Annotated in this window: 21 protein-coding genes; 3 read left to right on the top strand and 18 right to left on the bottom strand. The window is 55.9% G+C overall.

Annotated elements, in window-relative coordinates; translation table 11 throughout:
* Positions 1 to 92: 92 nt before the first annotated feature.
* The 14 genes from QWJ34_RS22165 to QWJ34_RS22100 all read right to left on the bottom strand — a co-directional run bounded on the left by QWJ34_RS22165 (position 93) and on the right by QWJ34_RS22100 (position 14517).
* A complete protein-coding gene (locus QWJ34_RS22165) occupies positions 93 to 1658 on the bottom strand; it encodes a type 2 periplasmic-binding domain-containing protein (RefSeq protein WP_302731251.1) in 1566 nt (521 codons plus the stop codon).
* Positions 1659 to 1729: 71 nt separating this feature from the next.
* Complete coding sequence (locus QWJ34_RS22160; protein WP_302731250.1) at positions 1730 to 2614, bottom strand: carbohydrate ABC transporter permease; 885 nt, start codon at positions 2612 to 2614, stop codon at positions 1730 to 1732.
* Between the two features lie 19 nt (positions 2615 to 2633).
* Positions 2634 to 3584 (bottom strand): ABC transporter permease, encoded by a 951-nt coding sequence (locus tag QWJ34_RS22155; RefSeq protein ID WP_302731249.1) that lies wholly within the window; start codon positions 3582 to 3584, stop codon positions 2634 to 2636.
* A gap of 288 nt (positions 3585 to 3872) precedes the next feature.
* Positions 3873 to 6275 carry an AraC family transcriptional regulator gene (locus QWJ34_RS22150; RefSeq protein ID WP_302731248.1) on the bottom strand — a complete coding sequence of 801 codons (2403 nt, stop codon included), beginning with the start codon at positions 6273 to 6275 and terminating at the stop codon, positions 3873 to 3875.
* Between the two features lie 48 nt (positions 6276 to 6323).
* Positions 6324 to 7208, bottom strand: a complete 885-nt coding sequence (locus tag QWJ34_RS22145; RefSeq protein ID WP_302731343.1) for a carbohydrate ABC transporter permease — start codon at positions 7206 to 7208, stop codon at positions 6324 to 6326.
* 60 nt (positions 7209 to 7268) lie between these two features.
* Positions 7269 to 8201 (bottom strand): ABC transporter permease, encoded by a 933-nt coding sequence (locus tag QWJ34_RS22140; protein WP_302731246.1) that lies wholly within the window; start codon positions 8199 to 8201, stop codon positions 7269 to 7271.
* Positions 8198 to 9775, bottom strand: coding sequence for an extracellular solute-binding protein (locus QWJ34_RS22135; RefSeq protein WP_302731244.1), 1578 nt, complete (start codon positions 9773 to 9775; stop codon positions 8198 to 8200). Before QWJ34_RS22135 ends, QWJ34_RS22140 begins: the two co-directional genes overlap by 4 nt.
* A gap of 251 nt (positions 9776 to 10026) precedes the next feature.
* Positions 10027 to 10443 carry a ParB N-terminal domain-containing protein gene (locus tag QWJ34_RS22130; RefSeq protein ID WP_302731242.1) on the bottom strand — a complete coding sequence of 139 codons (417 nt, stop codon included), beginning with the start codon at positions 10441 to 10443 and terminating at the stop codon, positions 10027 to 10029.
* Positions 10444 to 10541: 98 nt separating this feature from the next.
* The gene (locus QWJ34_RS22125; protein ID WP_302731241.1) at positions 10542 to 11081 is read right to left on the bottom strand and encodes a GNAT family N-acetyltransferase; all 540 of its coding nucleotides are present in this window, start codon (positions 11079 to 11081) and stop codon (positions 10542 to 10544) included.
* Positions 11082 to 11099: 18 nt separating this feature from the next.
* Positions 11100 to 11339: a DUF3977 family protein gene (locus QWJ34_RS22120; protein ID WP_302731239.1), complete on the bottom strand. Its 240-nt coding sequence runs from the start codon at positions 11337 to 11339 to the stop codon at positions 11100 to 11102.
* Positions 11340 to 11382: 43 nt separating this feature from the next.
* The gene (locus QWJ34_RS22115; protein ID WP_302731237.1) at positions 11383 to 12333 is read right to left on the bottom strand and encodes a hypothetical protein; all 951 of its coding nucleotides are present in this window, start codon (positions 12331 to 12333) and stop codon (positions 11383 to 11385) included.
* Positions 12334 to 12348: 15 nt separating this feature from the next.
* Positions 12349 to 13083: a DUF695 domain-containing protein gene (locus tag QWJ34_RS22110; RefSeq protein WP_302731235.1), complete on the bottom strand. Its 735-nt coding sequence runs from the start codon at positions 13081 to 13083 to the stop codon at positions 12349 to 12351.
* 39 nt (positions 13084 to 13122) lie between these two features.
* Complete coding sequence (locus tag QWJ34_RS22105) at positions 13123 to 13683, bottom strand: GrpB family protein (RefSeq protein ID WP_302731233.1); 561 nt, start codon at positions 13681 to 13683, stop codon at positions 13123 to 13125.
* 3 nt (positions 13684 to 13686) lie between these two features.
* On the bottom strand, positions 13687 to 14517 hold the full coding sequence (locus QWJ34_RS22100; protein WP_302731231.1) for an AraC family transcriptional regulator: 831 nt from the start codon (positions 14515 to 14517) through the stop codon (positions 13687 to 13689).
* 174 nt (positions 14518 to 14691) lie between these two features.
* Here QWJ34_RS22100 and QWJ34_RS22095 point away from each other — a divergent pair, with 174 nt between their 5' ends.
* Together QWJ34_RS22095 and QWJ34_RS22090 are read left to right on the top strand one after the other, a co-directional pair.
* Positions 14692 to 15501, top strand: a complete 810-nt coding sequence (locus QWJ34_RS22095; protein ID WP_302731229.1) for a sugar phosphate isomerase/epimerase family protein — start codon at positions 14692 to 14694, stop codon at positions 15499 to 15501.
* 110 nt (positions 15502 to 15611) lie between these two features.
* Entirely contained in the window at positions 15612 to 16013 is a 402-nt protein-coding gene (locus tag QWJ34_RS22090; protein WP_302731228.1) for an SET domain-containing protein, read from the top strand.
* A 195-nt stretch (positions 16014 to 16208) separates the two neighbouring features.
* On the opposite strand, the gene QWJ34_RS22085 is transcribed toward QWJ34_RS22090, so the two are convergent.
* Entirely contained in the window at positions 16209 to 16469 is a 261-nt protein-coding gene (locus tag QWJ34_RS22085) for a hypothetical protein (protein WP_302731226.1), read from the bottom strand.
* A gap of 58 nt (positions 16470 to 16527) precedes the next feature.
* On the opposite strand from QWJ34_RS22085, the gene QWJ34_RS22080 reads away from it, so the two are divergent.
* Positions 16528 to 17004, top strand: a complete 477-nt coding sequence (locus QWJ34_RS22080; protein ID WP_302731224.1) for a GNAT family N-acetyltransferase — start codon at positions 16528 to 16530, stop codon at positions 17002 to 17004.
* 15 nt (positions 17005 to 17019) lie between these two features.
* Here the strand turns inward: QWJ34_RS22080 and QWJ34_RS22075 are convergent, their stop codons facing one another.
* From QWJ34_RS22075 to QWJ34_RS22065, 3 genes are all read right to left on the bottom strand, one after another.
* Positions 17020 to 17352: a hypothetical protein gene (locus QWJ34_RS22075; RefSeq protein WP_302731222.1), complete on the bottom strand. Its 333-nt coding sequence runs from the start codon at positions 17350 to 17352 to the stop codon at positions 17020 to 17022.
* Positions 17349 to 17567, bottom strand: coding sequence for a hypothetical protein (locus tag QWJ34_RS22070; protein WP_302731221.1), 219 nt, complete (start codon positions 17565 to 17567; stop codon positions 17349 to 17351). The genes QWJ34_RS22075 and QWJ34_RS22070 overlap by 4 nt, the downstream gene beginning before the upstream one ends.
* A gap of 159 nt (positions 17568 to 17726) precedes the next feature.
* Entirely contained in the window at positions 17727 to 18620 is an 894-nt protein-coding gene (locus QWJ34_RS22065) for a class I SAM-dependent methyltransferase (protein WP_302731220.1), read from the bottom strand.
* Positions 18621 to 18628: the final 8 nt, after the last annotated feature.

Here is an 18628-nt window from a genome sequence, read left to right as displayed (position 1 = left end):
GTCAAACCGCGCATCGAATCGTTTCGAATCCGTAAGTTCCGTCTTTCTCTCCGGCGCGTGCCCGATCCGATCCGATTATGCGGAAGCCGCTGTTACTTGCCGAGCATTTCCTGATACGCTTCGTTGACGTCTTTCTCCACCTGGGAGCCGCCGTTGTCCATAAAAGATTTGGCAAACGCGTCGAAGCTGTCCACCGGCTGCTCGCCGATAATAATCTTCATATACGTTTCCTGCTGGAGCTTGCCCAGATTGCCTGAATACTGCGACAGACTGTCCACCGCGGGAACCACGACCGGCGGATAGCCTTTGGTCTTGACCGAATCGCCGAACGCATACAGCTGCTTGGACGCTTTCTTGCCGAATTCCGGATTTTCCATCATGTTGAATACCTGCGCGCCCCGCTTGAAGCTGGCGTTGGCGTCGTTCGGATCTTTGATCGCGATCACGGAGCCGTCGGTTTCTTCTTTCCAGTCCACGCCTTCTTCGCCGCGCAGCACCGTTGTATAGTAATCGTAGTCCGTAAAGCTGGTTTCCAGCATGGTCAGGATCGTTTGCACTTTGCGCGGATCTTCGGCGGCTTTCGGCGTAATGCCGAGCGGCACGCTGTTCACGCCCCACTGCGGCGCGCCCGATTGACCGTCCGGGCCGACCGGCGGCACCCCGAACGCGATTTCTCCGTCCGGCTGCGCTTTCTTGAAGTTCTGGTACTGTCCGCCGCCTTCGTCGCCGTCGCCGAACAGTTCGTTGCGCCAGTGGTAGAACATGCCGTTGCCGGTCAGGCCGATCCGGTTGTTGTAGAAAGCCTGGGAATCGGCCCAATATCCGCCGGTGTTCTCGCCCGTGATAAACTCGGGGTCGATCAGTTCTTCTTTGTACCACTTATTCAGAAGCGCGAGCGCTTCTTTCATCTCGGGCTGCACGGCGGCGAATTCGATCTTCCCGTCCTTGAGCACATAGTTGGCCTGGTCCGCCGGCATGCCGTACGCGCCCATGATATAACGGAGCGCGTAATCGGACATGCCGTACGTGTCTTTCTTGCCGTTGCCGTCGGGATCTTCGTTGCGGAATTTTTTTAAAGCGGTTTCAAACTCGTCCAGCGTCTCGGGAATCTTGTCGATGCCCACTTTGTCCAGCCAGTCTTTGCGCCAGATCATCGCCTGCGGATAATCGCCGTTCAAGTTAATGGAAGGCAGTCCGTAAATCTTGCCCTCGTACTTGACCGTATTCCACAGCGAAGCGTCGTAGTCGTCGATGACTTTGGCGTAGGTCGGCGCGTACTTGCGGATATCGTCTTCGGAGATTTCCGCCAGGATGCCGTTCGCTACGTACTTGGGAATCTGCTCGCGAATTTGCAGCACGTCGGGAATTTCGCCCGCGGCGAACTTGACGTTGACCTGGTCGTTCCACTGCTGCGCGTCCACGTACCAGATATTGAATTTGGCGTTGAATTTCTCCTCCACCATCTTCACGATATCCGCGTTCGGGTCGGGCTGCGCGTACGAGTTGTAGCCGAGCCAGTCCAGTTCGACGGGCTTCGACGGATCGGATGCTTCCGCTTCTTTCCCCGCGTCGCCTCCGCCACAGGCGGACAGCACGCCCGTGAGCAGCCCTGCCGCCGCAAGTCCCGCCAGCCTTTTTCCGATTCGCTTCTTTGTCATAAGAACCCCTCCAAGATATTAATCGATTATATCGGACGAAGTCCGATCTGTGAACCCGGCCCGGCCGGGTATCATCCTTTGACGGAACCCAGCATGGTGCCTTTGACGAAATACTTTTGCAGAAAAGGATAGACGCAGATGATCGGCAGAATGGACACGACCAGCGTCGCCATCTTCATCGATTCGCTGTTGACCGGCTTCTCGATCAGATCGGTTCCTCCGCCCGCGGCGGGGTCGATCGTGCCTTCGATGACAATCTTGCGCAGAATCAGCTGAAGGACCTGTTTGTGCTCGTCGCGGATATACAGCATCGAGTCGAACCAGGCGTTCCAGTGCCCCACGGCGCTGTACAGCGAGACGGTCGCGAGAATGGGCATCGACAGCGGCATAATGATTTTCCACAAAATATACAGTTCGCCGGCTCCGTCGATCTTGGCAGATTCTTCCAGACTTTCGGGCAGCGCGGAAATAAAGTTGCGGACGATCAGCAGCAGGAACACGCTTACCGCCCCGGGCAGAACGAGCGACCAGACGGAATTCATCAGGCCCAGGTTTTTAATCAGCATATAGCTCGGAATCAGCCCGCCCGAGAAAAACATGGTAAATACGATCAGGGCGGTCCAGAACGGACGGTGCGGCAGACTTTTCTTCGACAGCGGATAAGCGCCCATGAAGGTCAGCAGCACCGTAAGCGCCGTGCCGAGCACGGTACGGAAGATCGTATTGCCGTAGGCGGTCCAGATCAGCGAATTACGGAACACTTCTCGATAACCGCTGAAGTCGAACCGGGTCGGGAACAAATGAAAGCCGTAGCTGTTGATCACTTCGACGGGACTGACCGAGACGGTGAGCACCTGCATCATCGGCAGCACGATCGACGCGCACAGCAGAGACAAGACGACATACACGAACGTCAGATAAATCCGGTCGGACACACTTCGATTTTTGATTTTCATCGGCGGTACGCCCCTTTCTTCAAAAGATCGCCTGGTCGCTAAACCGGCGCGCGATCGTGTTTGCGGTCAGCACCATAACGAGCGCGATCGCGTTCTTGAACAAGCCCACCGCCGCGGCATAGCTGTAATTCATCTTGGCGATGCCTTCGGTGTACGTATAGGTCGAGATGACGTCGCCGACGCTGAGCACGTTCGTGTTGAGCAGATTGTAGATCTGGTCGAAGTCGTCGTTGATGATGCTGCCCGAGTTCAGAATAATCATAATGACGATCACGGGCGCGATCGACGGCAGTGTGATGTACCAGACTTTTTTCAGCCGGCTGATCCCGTCGACCTCCGCCGCTTCGTACAGCTCGGGGCTGATGCCCGCGATCGCGGCCAGATAGATGATCGCCGAGAAGCCGACGCCTTTCCAGATTTCCGTGCTGACCAGCACGCTGCGGAACCAGTCGGTGCTCGCCAGGAAATACACCGGCTGGAAGCCCAGTTCCATCAGCAGCACGTTCAGCGCGCCGCGGCTCGGGGACAGCATCTCGATAATAATGCCCGAGAGCACGATCCACGACAAGAAGTGCGGCAGGTAGCTGATCGTCTGTACCCATTTCTTGAACCTCGGGCGCATGACTTCGTTAATCAGCAGTGCCAGAATAATCGGGGCCGGGAAGCCGAACACGATCTTGTACGCGTTAATAATGAGTGTGTTCTTCAGCACCGGCAGAAAATAAAGTCCGTCGAACAATTCGCGAAAATGCTTGAGTCCGACAAATTCGCTGCCCGAAATGCCTTTGAATACCCGGTAATCCTGGAACGCCATCAGCACGCCGTAGATCGGCGCGTAATGGAATACGAGAAAGTACGCCAGGACCGGCAGCAGCATCAGAAAATAATACCGATGCTGGATATAGCGCTTCAGCGCCGGGAAGCTTCTTCGCTCCGCGGCGCCGGGCATCGCAATCGATTTGCGCTGCATGTGTTCACCTCCGCAATTTGTGTAAGCGCATTCAATCGCTGAGGCCAACTATATCCGCTACCGGCGTCCGGCTCAATGACTCATATTCGCCCTGATGGCGATTTTTTGTCGAAAACGTCTTTTTAAAAAATGGCGGTTTTTGTGAAAAAGGCGGTTTTTTGCGATTAAGCGCATGGCAAAACCCCGCAGCGGCGCGGGTTTGGCCGCACGGCGCTTCAACAGGACGCTGCCGAAGCGATCGCCGCCGAAGAAGCCGTTTCGCCCGCGGCGAAAAAGCCGCGAAGCTGCTTAACGATGCACCAGGCGGCTTTTTTGCTTGTACTGTCCCGGCGTGATCCCTTCGTATTTCTTGAACACCCGGATAAACGAGCTGCTGTTCAGGAAGCCGACCCGCTCGGACACTTCCTGCACCGCCGAATCCTCGTTTTCCAGAATCTTTTTCGCCCGGCTTACCCGGTACTGATTGATATAGTCGATCAGATTGAGACCGGTTTGTTCTTTGAAGTACTTCGATACGTAGGTCGGATGAAACCGGAAGCGCTCGGAGATCGAGGTCAGGCCCAGGTTAACGTCGGCGTGATTCTCGCGAATAAACTCGATCAGCTGCTCTTTCAGTTCTTCGTTGTGCGAGCGCTTGCGTTCGTGCACGTCCTGACAAACCGTTTCCAGCACGTTCAGCAGTCCGGCTTCGATCTCTTCGAACGTCTCGCAGGCAAACAGACTGCGGATCAATTCGCTGCGACGCGACGCTTCGGCTTCGTCGTCGGCTTTGATCTCTCCGGTGGCTTTCAAGATGGTGCCGATCAGCTCGAACATCAGGCAGCGGGCCAGCTCGACAGACAGCGGCTCCCCGGCGAAGTTGGTCATCAGGATCTCGTTCATCACTTCGGTCGAACGGGCGTAATTGCCCGTCGCGATATAATTGACGAGCTGCCGCTCCAGATCGAGCGGGTAATACAATTCTTCCTTCGGCCGCCGAATACGCTCCCGCCCGATAATCTGCCCGATGCCCAGAATCAGCCGGTATTCCAGCGCTTCTTCCGCTTCGCCGCGGCAGTCCGCAATCGCCGGTATCCCGTGACCGATCCCGCTGACGCCGGCCGAGAAGCGGATCAGGAATCGGCTTTCGATCAACCGCTGCGCTTCCTCCGCGATCCGCACGATCCGCGCTTCCTCCGCCTCGCCGGTCCCCGAAAGCTTCGCGGCGGACTCTTCCGCTTCGCCGGCCGCGCTTTCTTCTGCGTCCGTTTCCCGCTTCATATTCGCCAGAAACGCAAGCCGTCCGTTCAATTCCGCGGAATAAACCGGGCCTGCGGCGCCGAGCATTTCTTCCAGCACGTTGCTCAGGATCAGATGCACGAATTGAAGCCTGCCTTCTTCGTCCTGGGGCTGCCGGGCGCGAAACAGTCCGTCGTAATTCTCGATATGCACAAGCAGCACGGCGAAGCGGTCCGATTCGAAGCTCAGTCCCAGCCGTTCCAGCTCGCCGTTGCGTTCCTCGCCCGGCCGCAGCCGTCCTTTGAGCAGCTTCGCCAGCAGGCTTCCGCGCAGCATCGTCTGCTGTTCTTTGAACCTCAGCGCAAAGCGGTCCCGTTCTTCCCAGGTGCGGGTCAGCACGCTTTGCAAAATGCCGAATTCGTCGCCGGGACGCTCCAGCTTCCACTTGACGTTGTCGGAGATGCTGTTCATGATCCGGCCGAGCGGGCGGTAATTGCGCCGCGTGAACCACCAGGCGGCCGCGCCGCCCAGCAGCAGACCGCCGGCCACGCCGGCGGCGGTAATATTGCGGATGACCAGCAGCTTGCGGGCGTAGATGCGCGTCGGCACGATCGAGACGTATTTCCAGTCCTGCAGACCGGACGAAATCTGCGACACCGTCACCGATTCGCCGTTCAGGACGGCCGTCGCGATATCCGCGTCGGCATCTCCCGCATCGTTCGTTTCATCCAGCAGCGAGCCGTCCAGCAGGCTGTAAGGGTTCTCAATCGGACCGGTGGCGAACAGCGCGCTGCCGTCGCGGTCCAGGATCATGACCGTGCTTTCTTTGTCCAGCCGCATCTTGTCGATCGCCTGCTGGAAACGCTCGGGGTCCAGCATGACCACGAGCACGGACGGACCGGGGCCGGCGGCTTTAATAGGAAAAGGCTGCATATACACCAGCGTTTCTTCGATCCGCTGATCTTCGCTGAGCACTTTCATTTTGCGGAATTCGCCCGTCTGCGCGTTTCGCATCCGGGCCGCCCAGTTTTCTTTCGTTTCGCCGGTTCCGTCGTAAAACATATCGTATATCGTATTCCCCGAAGCGAGAGTCGACGAAGACAGCGCCAGATCGGCGTCTTTGATATACAGATACATCTCGCGAATCAGCCCGTTGCCGGTACGGATCGCCCTGAAATTGCGGATCAGGTCGATCGCCATCAGGCGCCAGCGCGCATCCGGCTCGGCAGCGTGGTTGATAAAGCTGCCGAGCTGGGGATCCACGGTCAACTGCGTGCCGATGCTGCCGATATCGCGGATCTGGCTGTCGATCGTTTCCTGCACCTGGGACAGCAGCACCATGTTGGAACGCCCCACTTCCTCTTCCAGCAGACTGCGCGATTCCGCGAATACCGCCGCGCCGATGGCGATCGGAATGAGCAGGATCACCAGATAAGAAATCCCCCACGACAGCAGGATGCTCTTTTTCTTCACGGTCTCCTCCTCGCTCGCCCCGGCGTCACGATCGCTCGGCGATCGCCGCTACTCTTTGATCGCGCCGATCATGACCCCTTTGACGAAGTATTTTTGCAGAAACGGATAAATAAACAGGATCGGCAGCGTCGCCACCATGACGGTCGCGTACTTTACGCTCTCCCCGATCGCTTCCCGGTCGCCCATCGCGGCTCCGGCCATCATCGAATCCGTGCTGTTCTGGATCAGGATCTCGCGCAGCACCAGCTGGAGCGGAAACAGATCGCGGTCGCGGATATACAAGATGGCGCCGAACCAGGAATTCCAGTGGCCCACGCCGTAGAACAGGATCATGACCGCGATCACCGGCATCGACAGCGGAATCACGATTTGCAGCAGGATCCGGATCTCGCCCGCCCCGTCGATCCGCGCCGATTCCAGCAGACTTTCCGAGATCTCCTGGAACGAAGTCCGCATAATGATCAGATTATAACTGCTTATCAACCCGGGCACAATCAAAGCCAGCAGGCTGTTTCCCATATGCAGCGTATTGTTGATCAGCAGGTAAGTCGGGATAATCCCGCCGTTGAAAAACATCGTAAATACAATCGCCAGCATAATGGGATTGCGCAGCATGAAGCTTTTGCGGGACAGCGTATACGCGCCGAGAATCGTAAACGCCAGATTGAGCGCGGTGCCCGCCACGACGATTACAATCGTATTGCGATACCCGGACAGGATCGCCGGATTGCCGAGCACCAGCTTATAGGCGTCGAGATTGAAGCCCTGGGGCAGAAGCAGCAGGCCGCTGTGTCCCATCAGCCGTCCCGAGTCGCTGAGCGACGCGTTCAGCACATGCCACAGCGGATACAGCGTCACCACGATCAGCAGGAGCATCAGCAGGACGTTCGCCGCGTCGAAGATGCGTTCGCCGGGCGTCGTTTTGATTTTCATCACGGTTGTTCGCCTTCCTTTCCATTCACGCCTTCATCCCTGCCGCGCGTCCGCGTCCGTTTAGAACAACTTGTTGTCGGACACCGCTTTGGACAAACGGTTCGCGCCCAGCAGCAGGATAAAGTTGACGACCGACTGGAACAGTCCCACCGCGGTCGTATAACTGAATTCCGCGCTTTCGCTGATGCCTTTGCGGTACACGAAGCTTGAGATCACATCGGCCGTATCGTATACGTTCGGGTTGTACAGCAGGATGATCTTCTCGAATCCGATCTCCATCAGTCCGCCGATGCGCAGAATAAGCAGGATCACGATCATCGGCATAATGCCCGGCAGCGTGATGTGCCAGACCTGGCGCAGCCGGCTCGCCCCGTCCACCCTGGCCGCGTCGTACAGCTCGGGATTGATCCCGCTGAGCGCGGCCAGATAGATGATCGTGGAGAAGCCGAGCTCCTGCCAGATGGAGGACGCGGTATAGATCGTGCGGAAGTTGGACGGATCGCTCAGCAGCGCCGTATCCGTTCCGCCGAAGAAAGTGATGATCGTGTTGAACAATCCGCCGCGCGCCGAGAAGTCCACCACCATGCCGCAGATAACCACGATCGAGATAAAGTGCGGAATATAGGAAACGGTCTGCACGGAGCGCTTGAACCATTCGTTTTTGAGCTCGTTCAGCAGCAGCGCCAGCAGGATCGGAGCCGGAAAGCCGAACAGCAGCTGGTAAAAGCTCAAGACAAGGGTGTTTTTCAGGATGCGCCAGAAATAATAGCTCTCGAAAAAATCGCGGAAATGCTGCAATCCCACCCATTCGCTGCCCCAAATGCCTTTGCCGATACTGTAATCCTTGAACGCGATCATCGCGCCGTACATCGGCAGATATTTGAACACGAGAAAGTACAGCACGACCGGCAGCGCCATCCAGTAGATCGCTTTGTTCTTCTTGTAGTTCGTCCACAGCAGCGACAGCTTGTGCGGCACCGCGCGCCCGCTCATCTGGCGTTATACCGGTCGAGCGCGTTCTGCTGGATTTCAAGCGCCCGGTCGATATTGAATTTCTTGATCTGGGCGACGTAGCTGTCGAAGTTGTCGATCGGTTCGGCGCCCATCGCGAATTTGATAAACATCTCGTCGCGGTAAGTCGTGATATCGTTCATGATCTTGCTGTATTCGTTCGATTCTTCCGTAGTCAGGCTGACCGGCGGAATGCTGACTTGGACCGTATTCTCGCTGTACTTGGAGAAGAGCTTGACCGCGTCTTTTTGCTGCTGGAGCTGGTAGTACTGCTCGTTGTACCGGTCGTCGTCTTCGCCGACAAACGGGTAGTTGGCAATAAAGTATTTCGCCATCGCCTGCACCACGGACAGCCCGTCGGGGTTGTGCAGAATCTCGTCGGTATAGGTCGGGTAGCCGTTTTTCATCGTGTAGGTTTCGCCTTCGATGCCGAAGTTCTTCAGCATATGTCCTTCTTCGCCAAAAAAGTAATCCAGCGCTTTGACGGTTTCTTCGGGGTTCTTATTGCTCTTGGTAATCGTGGCGCCCGCTCCGCTCCATTCCCAAGAACGTCCGGTAAACATCGGCTCGTCGCCTTTATTTTCGACCGGGTACTGCACGGGGGTCAGGTTTGCGTCGGGATCTTTCTCCTGGAGCGCCGGCAGGTAACGCCCGATCCCGCCGCCGATAAATGTAAAGAACGCGCCGGCCTGGCTGTCCAGAATTTTCGCGTCGAACGTCTTCTGGTCGTTGGTGGCAAAGTCCGGATCGATCAGCCCTTCTTCGTACCAGCGGTGGAACAGGGTCAGAAATTCTTTGTATTCCGGCTCGATCGGACCGTAGGCGACTTTGCCGTCTTTCAGGAAAGTGGTGTTGGTAATCCCGTACGCTTCCAGGAAATTCGGCGCGGCCGGTCCCATCGTCGACATCTTGGGCGGAACGCCGTACAGCAGCGGAGCGGATACGCCTTTCTTTTCTTTAAAAGCCTTGAGAACCGTTTCCCATTCATCCAGCGTCTCGGGGCGCGCAAGTCCCAGTTCGTCCAGCCAGTCCTGCCGGATAAACATGCCGCCGAACGTCTTGTACTCGCCCAGCCGCAGATGCGGCATCGCATAGATATCGCCGTTGTCCGCCTTGAGCTGCTTCGCCACTTCGGGATTCTCGTCGAGGATCTTCTTGAGATTCGGCGCGAACTCGTCGATCAGGTCGTTCAGCCGGATAATCGAACCGTCGTTGTACAGCTTGGCGTAATCGCCGTACACGAACATGACGTCCGGCAGTTCGTTCGAAGCGAGCATCACGTTGAACTGCTCCGTTTCCGCGCCGACCGCCGGATGTTGGAACTCGGCTTTGATGCCGGTTTTCTTTTCCCATTCCCGGATCGCCGCGATCTCGTTCATGCTCTTGAGCGTAATCGAGACGTTCGTATTCAGCGAAGCCCAGATCGAGATCGGCGTCGCTCCGTCTTCGCCTCCTTCCGCTTGTTCGTTCCCGCCGCCGGAACAGCCGGCCGCGCCGGTCAATCCCAGCAGCAGAGCCGCGCCGAGCGCGGCGTGCCGCGTCCATCTTTTTCGCATAATCCCAATCGCCCCCATATGATAGGTTCGGCCCGCCGGGCGGCGCGCCTTCCTGCCTTTTTACCGTATCGCTTATACGCCGCGCTGCCTATGTTCCATTCTTGCCGCTATGGCGATTAATTGGAGAAAGCGGATTCATCGCAAAAATTGGGGATAAAGAGCAAGAAATCGGCATTGACGAAGCGAGTCGTTGATTGTGCAGGGAATTAAAAAACACCCGGAGATGGGTGTTTTTTAAGATTTGGATTGTGTTATATCGTATTCTCCCACACGATAACCGGGCATATTTTTCGTCCCAGCCGCTCCGCGGCGCCCAGGCGATGATTGCCGTCTCTCACGCTGAACGTGTCGGTTCTTTGTTCGAGAATCAGCGGGGGCATGTCCCATCCGGTTTGTAGACGGGCGGCGATCCGGTCGACGCGATCGTTCCAGGCGGCTTCTTCTTCGACATACTCCATATGCGCTTCGGGGCCGACAATCCGCTCAAGCTTTGCAAGTTCGACTTCAAACGGTCCCGTCCACGTTCTCGGCTCCCGTTTCAAGCCTTTGGACAGCTCCGCGTTATTGCCTTCGGCGTTCAGGAACAGATGCACCCATTCTTCAAGCTCGCCCCGGGCCGCGTATTCCCGGGCGGAAGACGTCGTAAACAGGTTGGCGGTGTCCGACATGGAGTTCCTCCTTTTCTTCCATACCGATAGGACGTCCCGTCCTTGTCCTATCCTATCCCACTTCGTCCTCGTCCTATCCTATCTCGGCCTATGCACACTCAGCCCGTAGTCGTCCAGGCCGTTCTTATGTATGCCAATTTCATCCCGGCGTGCTCCATGTTGCGGTGACTCTGCGACGAGAAAGCGCATTGGCCGACGATCAGCTCGCAGCCGCGCGCGGAAGCTTCGGCGATTCTGCGGTTCAGCAGCGCGAGGTGCAGACCGCGGCCGCGGAATTCGGGCAGCGTCGCGGCGAATGTCAGCGAAGCGATGCGGTTCCGCTCGAACATGACGGCGGCCGCGGCCGGCGTTCCGTCCAATTCCGCCAGGAAAAAGGTCCACCCGGGGCGGCCGTGCAGCACTTCGTTGTTGCTTTGCACATGGAGAATACCGGCGTCGGTCAGCCCTTTGACCGTATTGAAGCTCGGCCAGGGCATCGTACGGCTGTAGAAAGCGGTCGCGCCGCCGAATGTCGCGATCTCTACGCCTTCCGGATTGCCGGCTCTGCCCTGAATCGCGAGCATCCGATCGGTCATGTAGTCGATCTCGGACTGTTCAACGGTTTTGATTGACTGCCGTGAAGGAAGTAAACGATTCATGCTTGGCCTCTCTTTCTGTTATAAACCCGATAAACCGACAATCAGTTTGAATTTGTTCCGACTTTTGGTCGTGATCTTGAATCCTTCGCGCGAGTCGATCACCAGCACTTTTTTCCCGATCCAGATTCTGACGTAAAGCGTTTTGCATCTGAAAGGCCGGTCGATTCCTTTTACTTCGGTCTCGGTTCCGTCTTCGTGTTCGATCTCCGTGCGGACCAGCCAGCGGTTTCCTATCCCGATCTCAATATACTTTTTCATGGGATCTCCTGAGTCTTTTTCAATTATTATGCCTATTCCTATCTTACTGCGCCGCGATATAACGGAATTTTTCCAGATAGGCTTCGCGCTTCGGCTCCACCCGGGACAAATGGTCGTAGAAGCTGTGCGGGAACTTGAAAATGTGCCCGAAATCCCAATTCGCTTCGCTGTAGTCCCGCTCCCAGAACGCCGCATCGGTAGGAAGGAAGTCCGAACGCTGCGCCGGCCTCAGCGGAAGACGATCCACCGCGGACACCAGCTTAACCGGCTCGTCCGGGCGAATCGAGCGGCTTGCTCGCAGCGCTTTGACCAGACGAAGCAGCGGCGGCAGTCCTCTCCGAAAAAAAGAAACATGACCGAGATCGTGCAGAATATTCAGCGCATGCGAGAACGTCAGCATATGCCCGATCAGGTCGTGATGCGCTTCCGCGCGGTAAATATTTTCGAAAGCGGCCAATTCTTCCAGCACCAGCGCGGACAGGTCTTTCGGCTTTTCAACCGGCGGAAAATCGTCTTCCTCCGTCAGCGGCATCCGTTTCACTTCCGACGCGCTGTACCCGATCCAGGAGCGCCCGGGAATCGTTTTCTCGAACGAGCGGATCAGTTCGGCAATTCCCTCGATCTCTTCTTCGGCGCCCCAGCCGCCCAGTTCCCGGATCGCCGACAAACTTGCCGCGCTGTAAATGACATTGTGCCCGACCCAGTGCAGGCTGTCAATCGTCTTCTCCAGCGCAGCGAGAATGATGTCTTCGGCGATTTGGGCGTCATGTTCATCGCTCTTGAGCAGCTTTTTCGTTTCGCCGAATTTTCGCGTCATCTCTTCGGCCTGCATGAACATCAACCGTTCGGTTTCCGGACTCATCTCGTTTGCCTGTGCGAAAAAATAACTGCCGATCGCCGCCGCGCCGAAATGAGCCTGCCAGATATCACCGGTCTCTTTTCGGCAGGCGGAAATAATCTTCAAACCGTCGCTTAACATAGACAGTCTTCCCATGGCGATCTTCTCCTTTCAGGACTTGATAGCCTGCGTTTCCCAGCCGTCGTACCGGAAGCGGTATTCTTCGGCCAGACTCACAAAGATATCGGTAACGGCGTTGATCGACCGGAAATCCACATAATCTTTCCGGTGAATATGCAGATGAAACTCGCCTTCCTCCCGCTGCTGGCCTTCGATCCCGAATCCGAGTTCTTCCGCTTTTCCGGCAAATCCGAGCATATCCGCCCGTTCTTCAAAAACGATCCAATGATCGACTCTGCGCGGTTCTTCCAGCGAATCGCCGGCATTCTGCAGGGACTCGATCACGCTTCGGTTCCCTATATGCTGAAATTCGTATTCGTTCGGATACAGAAATTCGAAATAGAAATCCCAGGGTTCCGCTTCTTCGATCTCAAGAATTCGGAACGCATATCCCGCCGGCGTTAAATGCTTATCGACCGTTTCTTTCGGAATAGTCGGGGAATTGAAGTACAAATACAGGCTGCGGACTCCTTCCACGGTAAAACGCCCGACATAACAAGCGGATTGGGTCAATTCCTGCGTAATCCGGTCTTCCAGCTCGTTCATCCAATCGGCTTCTTCGCTGTTTGGAAACCCGTTTTCTTCCCGATGCTGCATCTCGATCTCCAGACAAACGGGAAACCGGTACCGGTTCCGGTCCAGCTCGTCCCAAATCTCCATATCGAGCACGATCGATCCGGGCTGCTCTTCGATCGTGACAAAGTAATGCTCCCAGTGGTCCGACATCGGTGCGCCTCCTTCAATCGGGAATTTATTCCCGTCCGCTTACTGCTCCGTTTCCAGCACGTTTTGTACGAATTCGCTTTTGGCCCGCGTGTACGCTTCCCGATCGCTTTGATACCGCTCCGCCAGCTCCTGCTTGAGCCGATCGTAAGCCCCGGCCAATTCCGGATTCCGACGCAGCTTGTCCCGGAACGCGATCTGCCGGTCCCAGTGCTCTTCGTCTTCGCGCATCAGGTGCAGATGGCACTGCCGCTTGTCGCTTTTGACTTTGACAAAAAACCGCCGCCACTCGTTCCCGTCCAGCTCGGGCGGAACGTAGTGCCAGTCCTCAGCCGACAGTGCTTCGATCACCGAGTCCAGTTCGCCGTAATCGGGAATTCGCGCCATCAGGTCGATAATTGGTTTGGCCGACAGGCCGGGCACGGACGTGCTTCCCATATGCTCGATCTCCCGTACGCCGTAAGGACGCAGCAGTTCCGCCAATCGCTTCGTTTCCCGCTCGCCTTTCGCCCGCCAGTCCGGATTGTAAGCTTCGATATGTACCGCTTCCGTCGCCCAGACCGGCCAATCTTCCCCGTTCTGCCCGTTATTCGTTTTCGTCACTGCTCAATTCCCCCTTTTCTCCCTGGAAGGCATATAGCCGAAGCGGCGCTTGTAGCATTTGGCAAAATAAGACGGATCGTTGAACCCCGACCGCAGACCGCATTCGGCGATCGGAAGAGTCGAGCCCGCAATCAGTACTTTCGCCCGCTCGCAGCGGAGATTGTTGACGTATTTGTTGACCGTCTGCCCGGTCAGTGCCTTGAACAAACGGCAGAAATGGTACTTGCTCACTTTGACTTCATTGCAAATATCGTCGATCGACAGCGGTTCCTGATAATGGCGTTCGATGAACCGGATTGCGCCTTTGACCAGCTCGATCGACGGTCCCGACGCTTCGGCCGGACGGTGCTCCATACGCAGCGCATGGCGAAGCAGCATACCGGTCAGCGTGAGCGTCAAACTTTGCGCAATGTTGTAATGGTAATCGTCTGCGGAAGCGGACAATTCGGCAAGCAGCTGTTCCAGCGATTGGCGCACGGCGGGATGGTCGGTTTTGAGAGGAAAAGAAGAAGAGGTATAGTCGAGTCCGTGCGCCGCGCAGAAATGATGATCGATAATGAGACAGGAGTACGTTACGGAACGCTCGCAGACCAGGCTGTGGATCGCGTTCGAATCGATCACGACCACGTCTCCCCGCGAAGCGCGCACCGTTTCGGCATTAATCGTAACCGAGGCTTCGCCTTCCGTTATGTACAGCAGTTCCATATTCGTATGCCAGTGGGCCGCGAAGCCGTCGCCCGGCCGATTCAGCTCCCACCGATGGAAAATAAACGGATACCGATTGCCCAGCGCCGCATGATTCTCGTAAAACCCCGCTTTGGCTTTTTCCTTCATTTATATTCATCTCCGCTTGTCGTCTTCATTCCTGAATCCGGTTTCATCATAGCATAAAAGAAAAGCCGCAAACAGCAAGCTTGTTATAGTAACCGGCAAGCCTGTTGCTGTTCACGCGTTCGTTCCAAACCTACAATAGAGTATGCCAACTTAACCTACAGGAGGTATTCATCCATGAACACATTTCCGATCGGCGTGCTGCTGGAGTCTTTTCGGACCGATTACGCGTCGGCGCTCAAACACGCTTCGCAGCTCGGCACGCAGGGCATCCAGGTATACGCGACCGACGGCGAGCTGTCCCCGGAACGCCTGACGCCCGCCAAACTGAAGGAATTCCTGCGCCTCGCAGGCGACAGCGGACAAACGATCAGCGCGCTGTGCGGCGACCTGGGCAAAGGGTTTACGGACCCGGCGGTAAATCCCGTCCTGATCGAGCGCTCCAAGCGCATTCTCGACCTGGCCAAAGAAATGGGCACGAATATCGTCACTACCCATATCGGCGTGGTGCCGGAGAACCGCAGCGACGACCGCTACAAGATCATGCAGGAAGCGTGCGCGGAGCTGAGCGAGTACGCCAATTCCCTGGATGCGCATTTTGCGATCGAGACCGGACCCGAAACCGCCGAGCGGTTAAAAGGGTTTCTGGACGAATTGCCGTCGAACGGCGTAGCCGTCAATTACGATCCCGCCAACCTGGCGATGGTGACGGGCGACGATCCGGTGCAGGGCGTGTATACGCTCCGGGATTATATCGTGCACACGCATGCCAAAGACGGCCGTAAGCTGGACCAAGGCCATACTCCTTATATCGAGCTGCCGCTCGGCTCCGGCGACGTCGATTTCCCCCGTTATTTGAACGCGCTGCGCGAAATCGGCTATACCGGCTTCCTGACGATCGAGCGCGAAGTCGGCGAACAGCCTTACCGGGATATCGAGCTGGCGGTGCAGTTTCTGAAGCGGGCGATGGAAAGTCCTTCATTTTAAACTCATGTAAAAAGCTTGAAGTACCGTCCGGGGTGGTCTACAATTATCTTCGTGCTTGAAAGGGCCGGAGTCCGGACCTATCCTAGAAGAATTGAGCAGGTACCCAACCCATGATTGAAATCAAAAGATCCCCGATCAGCAAAGGCGAGTTTACCCGGGGCGTGTTCGCCACCCGGGATATTCCCAAAGGCCGGCTGATCCATGAAGCTCCGGTCGTCGCTTATCCGAACGAACAGGACGAGTTTATCGAGAAGACGGACCTGGAAGATTACGTATTCGAATACGGCAGCAACCATACGGCGATTCTGCTGGGCTACGGAAGTCTGTTCAACCATTCCTATACGCCCAACGCCACCTACGAGATCAATTTCGATCAGCATACGTTCGACTTCTACGCCTATACCGACATCCAAGCCGGTGAAGAAATCTTCATTAACTACAACGGCGAAGAAGACTGCATGGACCCGCTGTGGTTCGATCAGGAAGTTCCGGAAGACCCGGAAGCGAAGTAAGCGAAAAATTGGAAAGCCGCGCAGAAGACTCCGCCTCGCGTCGATAGACGCGGGAGCGGAGTTTTTTGTGGATTTCAACTTGGCGGCTATACAGAAACTTTCTACCCGGCTTTAGCTCATATCAAATGTGGTCCAGCCCCGACTATTTACAGCATCGACCATTTTTTGGAACTCTTTATAAAGCTGTTTAAACCATCACCGTTCAAATTCGAATATCACCGGCGTCTCCGCCAGAAACTTCACATAGATCGGCTTGGCAGTCCCATCGCGCAGCGCAACGCATTTCGTTCTTCTTTCCAATGTGATCCTTTCCTTCTCATCGAGTCCGTTCCATTCCTGCAAAAGTTTGGAGTAAAAATAGGCAGCGGAAGCAAAATCGATAAACTTTTCCGTCCCCTGCTCGTCTTTATAAGACAGCCCTTCGGCTTCAATGGATAGAATCTTTTTTCTTTTCATTTAAGGCTCCTTTCGATACAATAGTAGTTCTTACAGGAAAAATAAAGGAGGTCCTCTTATGATTACACTTCGCAAGATCACGCTGGACAACCGGAGGCAGATCTTCAATCTGGAAGTCGCGGAAGATCAGCAAAGCTTTGTCGCGTCCAATCTGTCGAGCGTCGCTTCCTGTTATGTCCTGCTCACCAACGGAAGCCGTCCGTTCCCGTTCGCGATTTACGCGGATGAAGAACCGGTCGGCTTTGTGATGATCATCCACGGCGATACCGGTTACGAGCTTCCTTCGATCGTCGACGACAGTTACTGTATCATGCGGCTGATGATCGACAAACGCTACCAGGGACGCGGCTACGGCCGGGAAGCGATGACCAAGATCCTGGAGTTTATCCGTACGTTTCCCGCCGGTCCGGCCACGTACTGCTGGATTCCTTACGAAGCGGACAATCTGAGCGCCAAACGGCTGTACGAAAGTTTCGGTTTCCAGGACAGCGGCGAAATCGTCGACGGCGAGCCGATGAAGGTGCTGAAGCTCTGACCGCACATCATCCTCTCAAAAAGCCCATGGGTGATCTTTCGGCAGACATTCGTCGCACAGCAGCCGCCCGTCCACCGTCGCTCCGCAGCACAGTTCCATCACGGCGTCTGGCCGTTCCCGATCCGTCGTCCACTGACCGCAGTTGTCGCATCTGCCGCAGTTCATGGAGGACGGATCGAGCTGGAGCGAAAACGCATTTTGCCATTCCAACGTTTTATTCGTTTTCTCCAGCACCTGGTCTTCTCCGGCTTCGTTGAAAATATGCTGCTCGAAGTATTCTTCGTCTTCGCCTTGATCTTCGTCCAACTCGATCAGGTAACTCAGTTTAACCAGATAAGTTTTTTTCAATCGCTACCTCTTCTCCTTCTCGTTAGCAGAATAACTGTGTTGACCATGGTAAAGAAAGCCATAAAAATTCCCAGTGTCATCAGTCCGCCGATTCCTGTATCCTCTTTGTCCGCCGCCATCCGGTATGCGGTAACCGTCGCCAAGCCTGCGGTTAGCAGCGCCGAAGCCAGTGTGATCTTGAGGCGTATGCCGATGCCGGAAAAATTCACGTTCATACGCGTCCCCTCCTCATTTTTCCGATGACGCGCTGTTGTAAGATTCTCCGTTACGATTTCCTGTCTTCTCCATTATATCCATCTTCCTTCTTCATTCAACTTCTCCGCTGAGTCAAAAAATAGAGGAACGCTCGCAATCGAGCGCTCCTCCTTCTTCCTTTACTCCGCCACGTACATATTCTGCTCTTTCAACCGGATCAGCACTTTGCCGAAGCGTCCGCCCTGATTAACGGTAACGGTGCCGGATGGATACGTTTGTTGCAAATAATCCTCAACGATCCCCCGGTCCCATTTGTCGTCCGGAAGACCGTGGGCGCGCAGCCATTCTCTCAGTTCAAGCAGCGCCTCGTCGGTGGAAAGTTCTACGGTTTTCGTCTCGCGCGTCACCAACGTTTCGTATGAGCAGCCTTTGAGATAAAGCAGATGCAGCAGATAGCCCATGTCTTCCATCGGTTTGGGGATAAAAGAATTTCCGTTCAGCAGCGGCCATACTTCTTCGGCCAGACTGTGCTCGGAATAGTTGATCGGCAGACTGATATAGCAAAAGTCCCGGGCGCAGCTCAGGATCTTCTCCACGCTGGCCCAATTATCGACGACCGGGCACATGGACGCGAATACGAAATCGAACGCGCGGTTCCAGCTTTGGGCATTCAGGTCGATCCGCTCGAACGGCTGTGACACGACCTGCACCGGATTTTCCGTAAAATGCGCCGTGTTGGCCTTGAGCAGTTCCGCCTGCGGCGGTGAAGTCTCGACCGAAGTAACCTGCGCTCCGCGTTCCGCAAACGGGACGGAGAAAACGCCCGAAGCGGCCCCGATATCCAGCACCGACGCTCCGTCGAAATCGACCCCCCGGCTTTCCAGCCAGTTCAGGATCCGCGCGCTGCGTTTGCGTCCTTCCGCGCTGAACGACTGCTCGTTGAACGTCTGCGCTTTGGGATCGAACGATCTCGTCATATCGATGCCTTTGCGGCTGCGGTGAGCGGCCGCGGCTTCGCTGTGCTCCTGCCAGGCTTGTTCCCAGGATTCCGCTTCAAAAAATAGATTCATCATATTTTCAT

Source organism: Saccharibacillus sp. CPCC 101409, assembly GCF_030518235.1.
In the GTDB taxonomy this organism is placed as follows: Bacteria; Bacillota; Bacilli; order Paenibacillales; family Paenibacillaceae; genus Saccharibacillus.
Note: the sequence above shows the minus strand (reverse complement) of the source record. Positions and strands in the feature narration are given on the sequence as shown.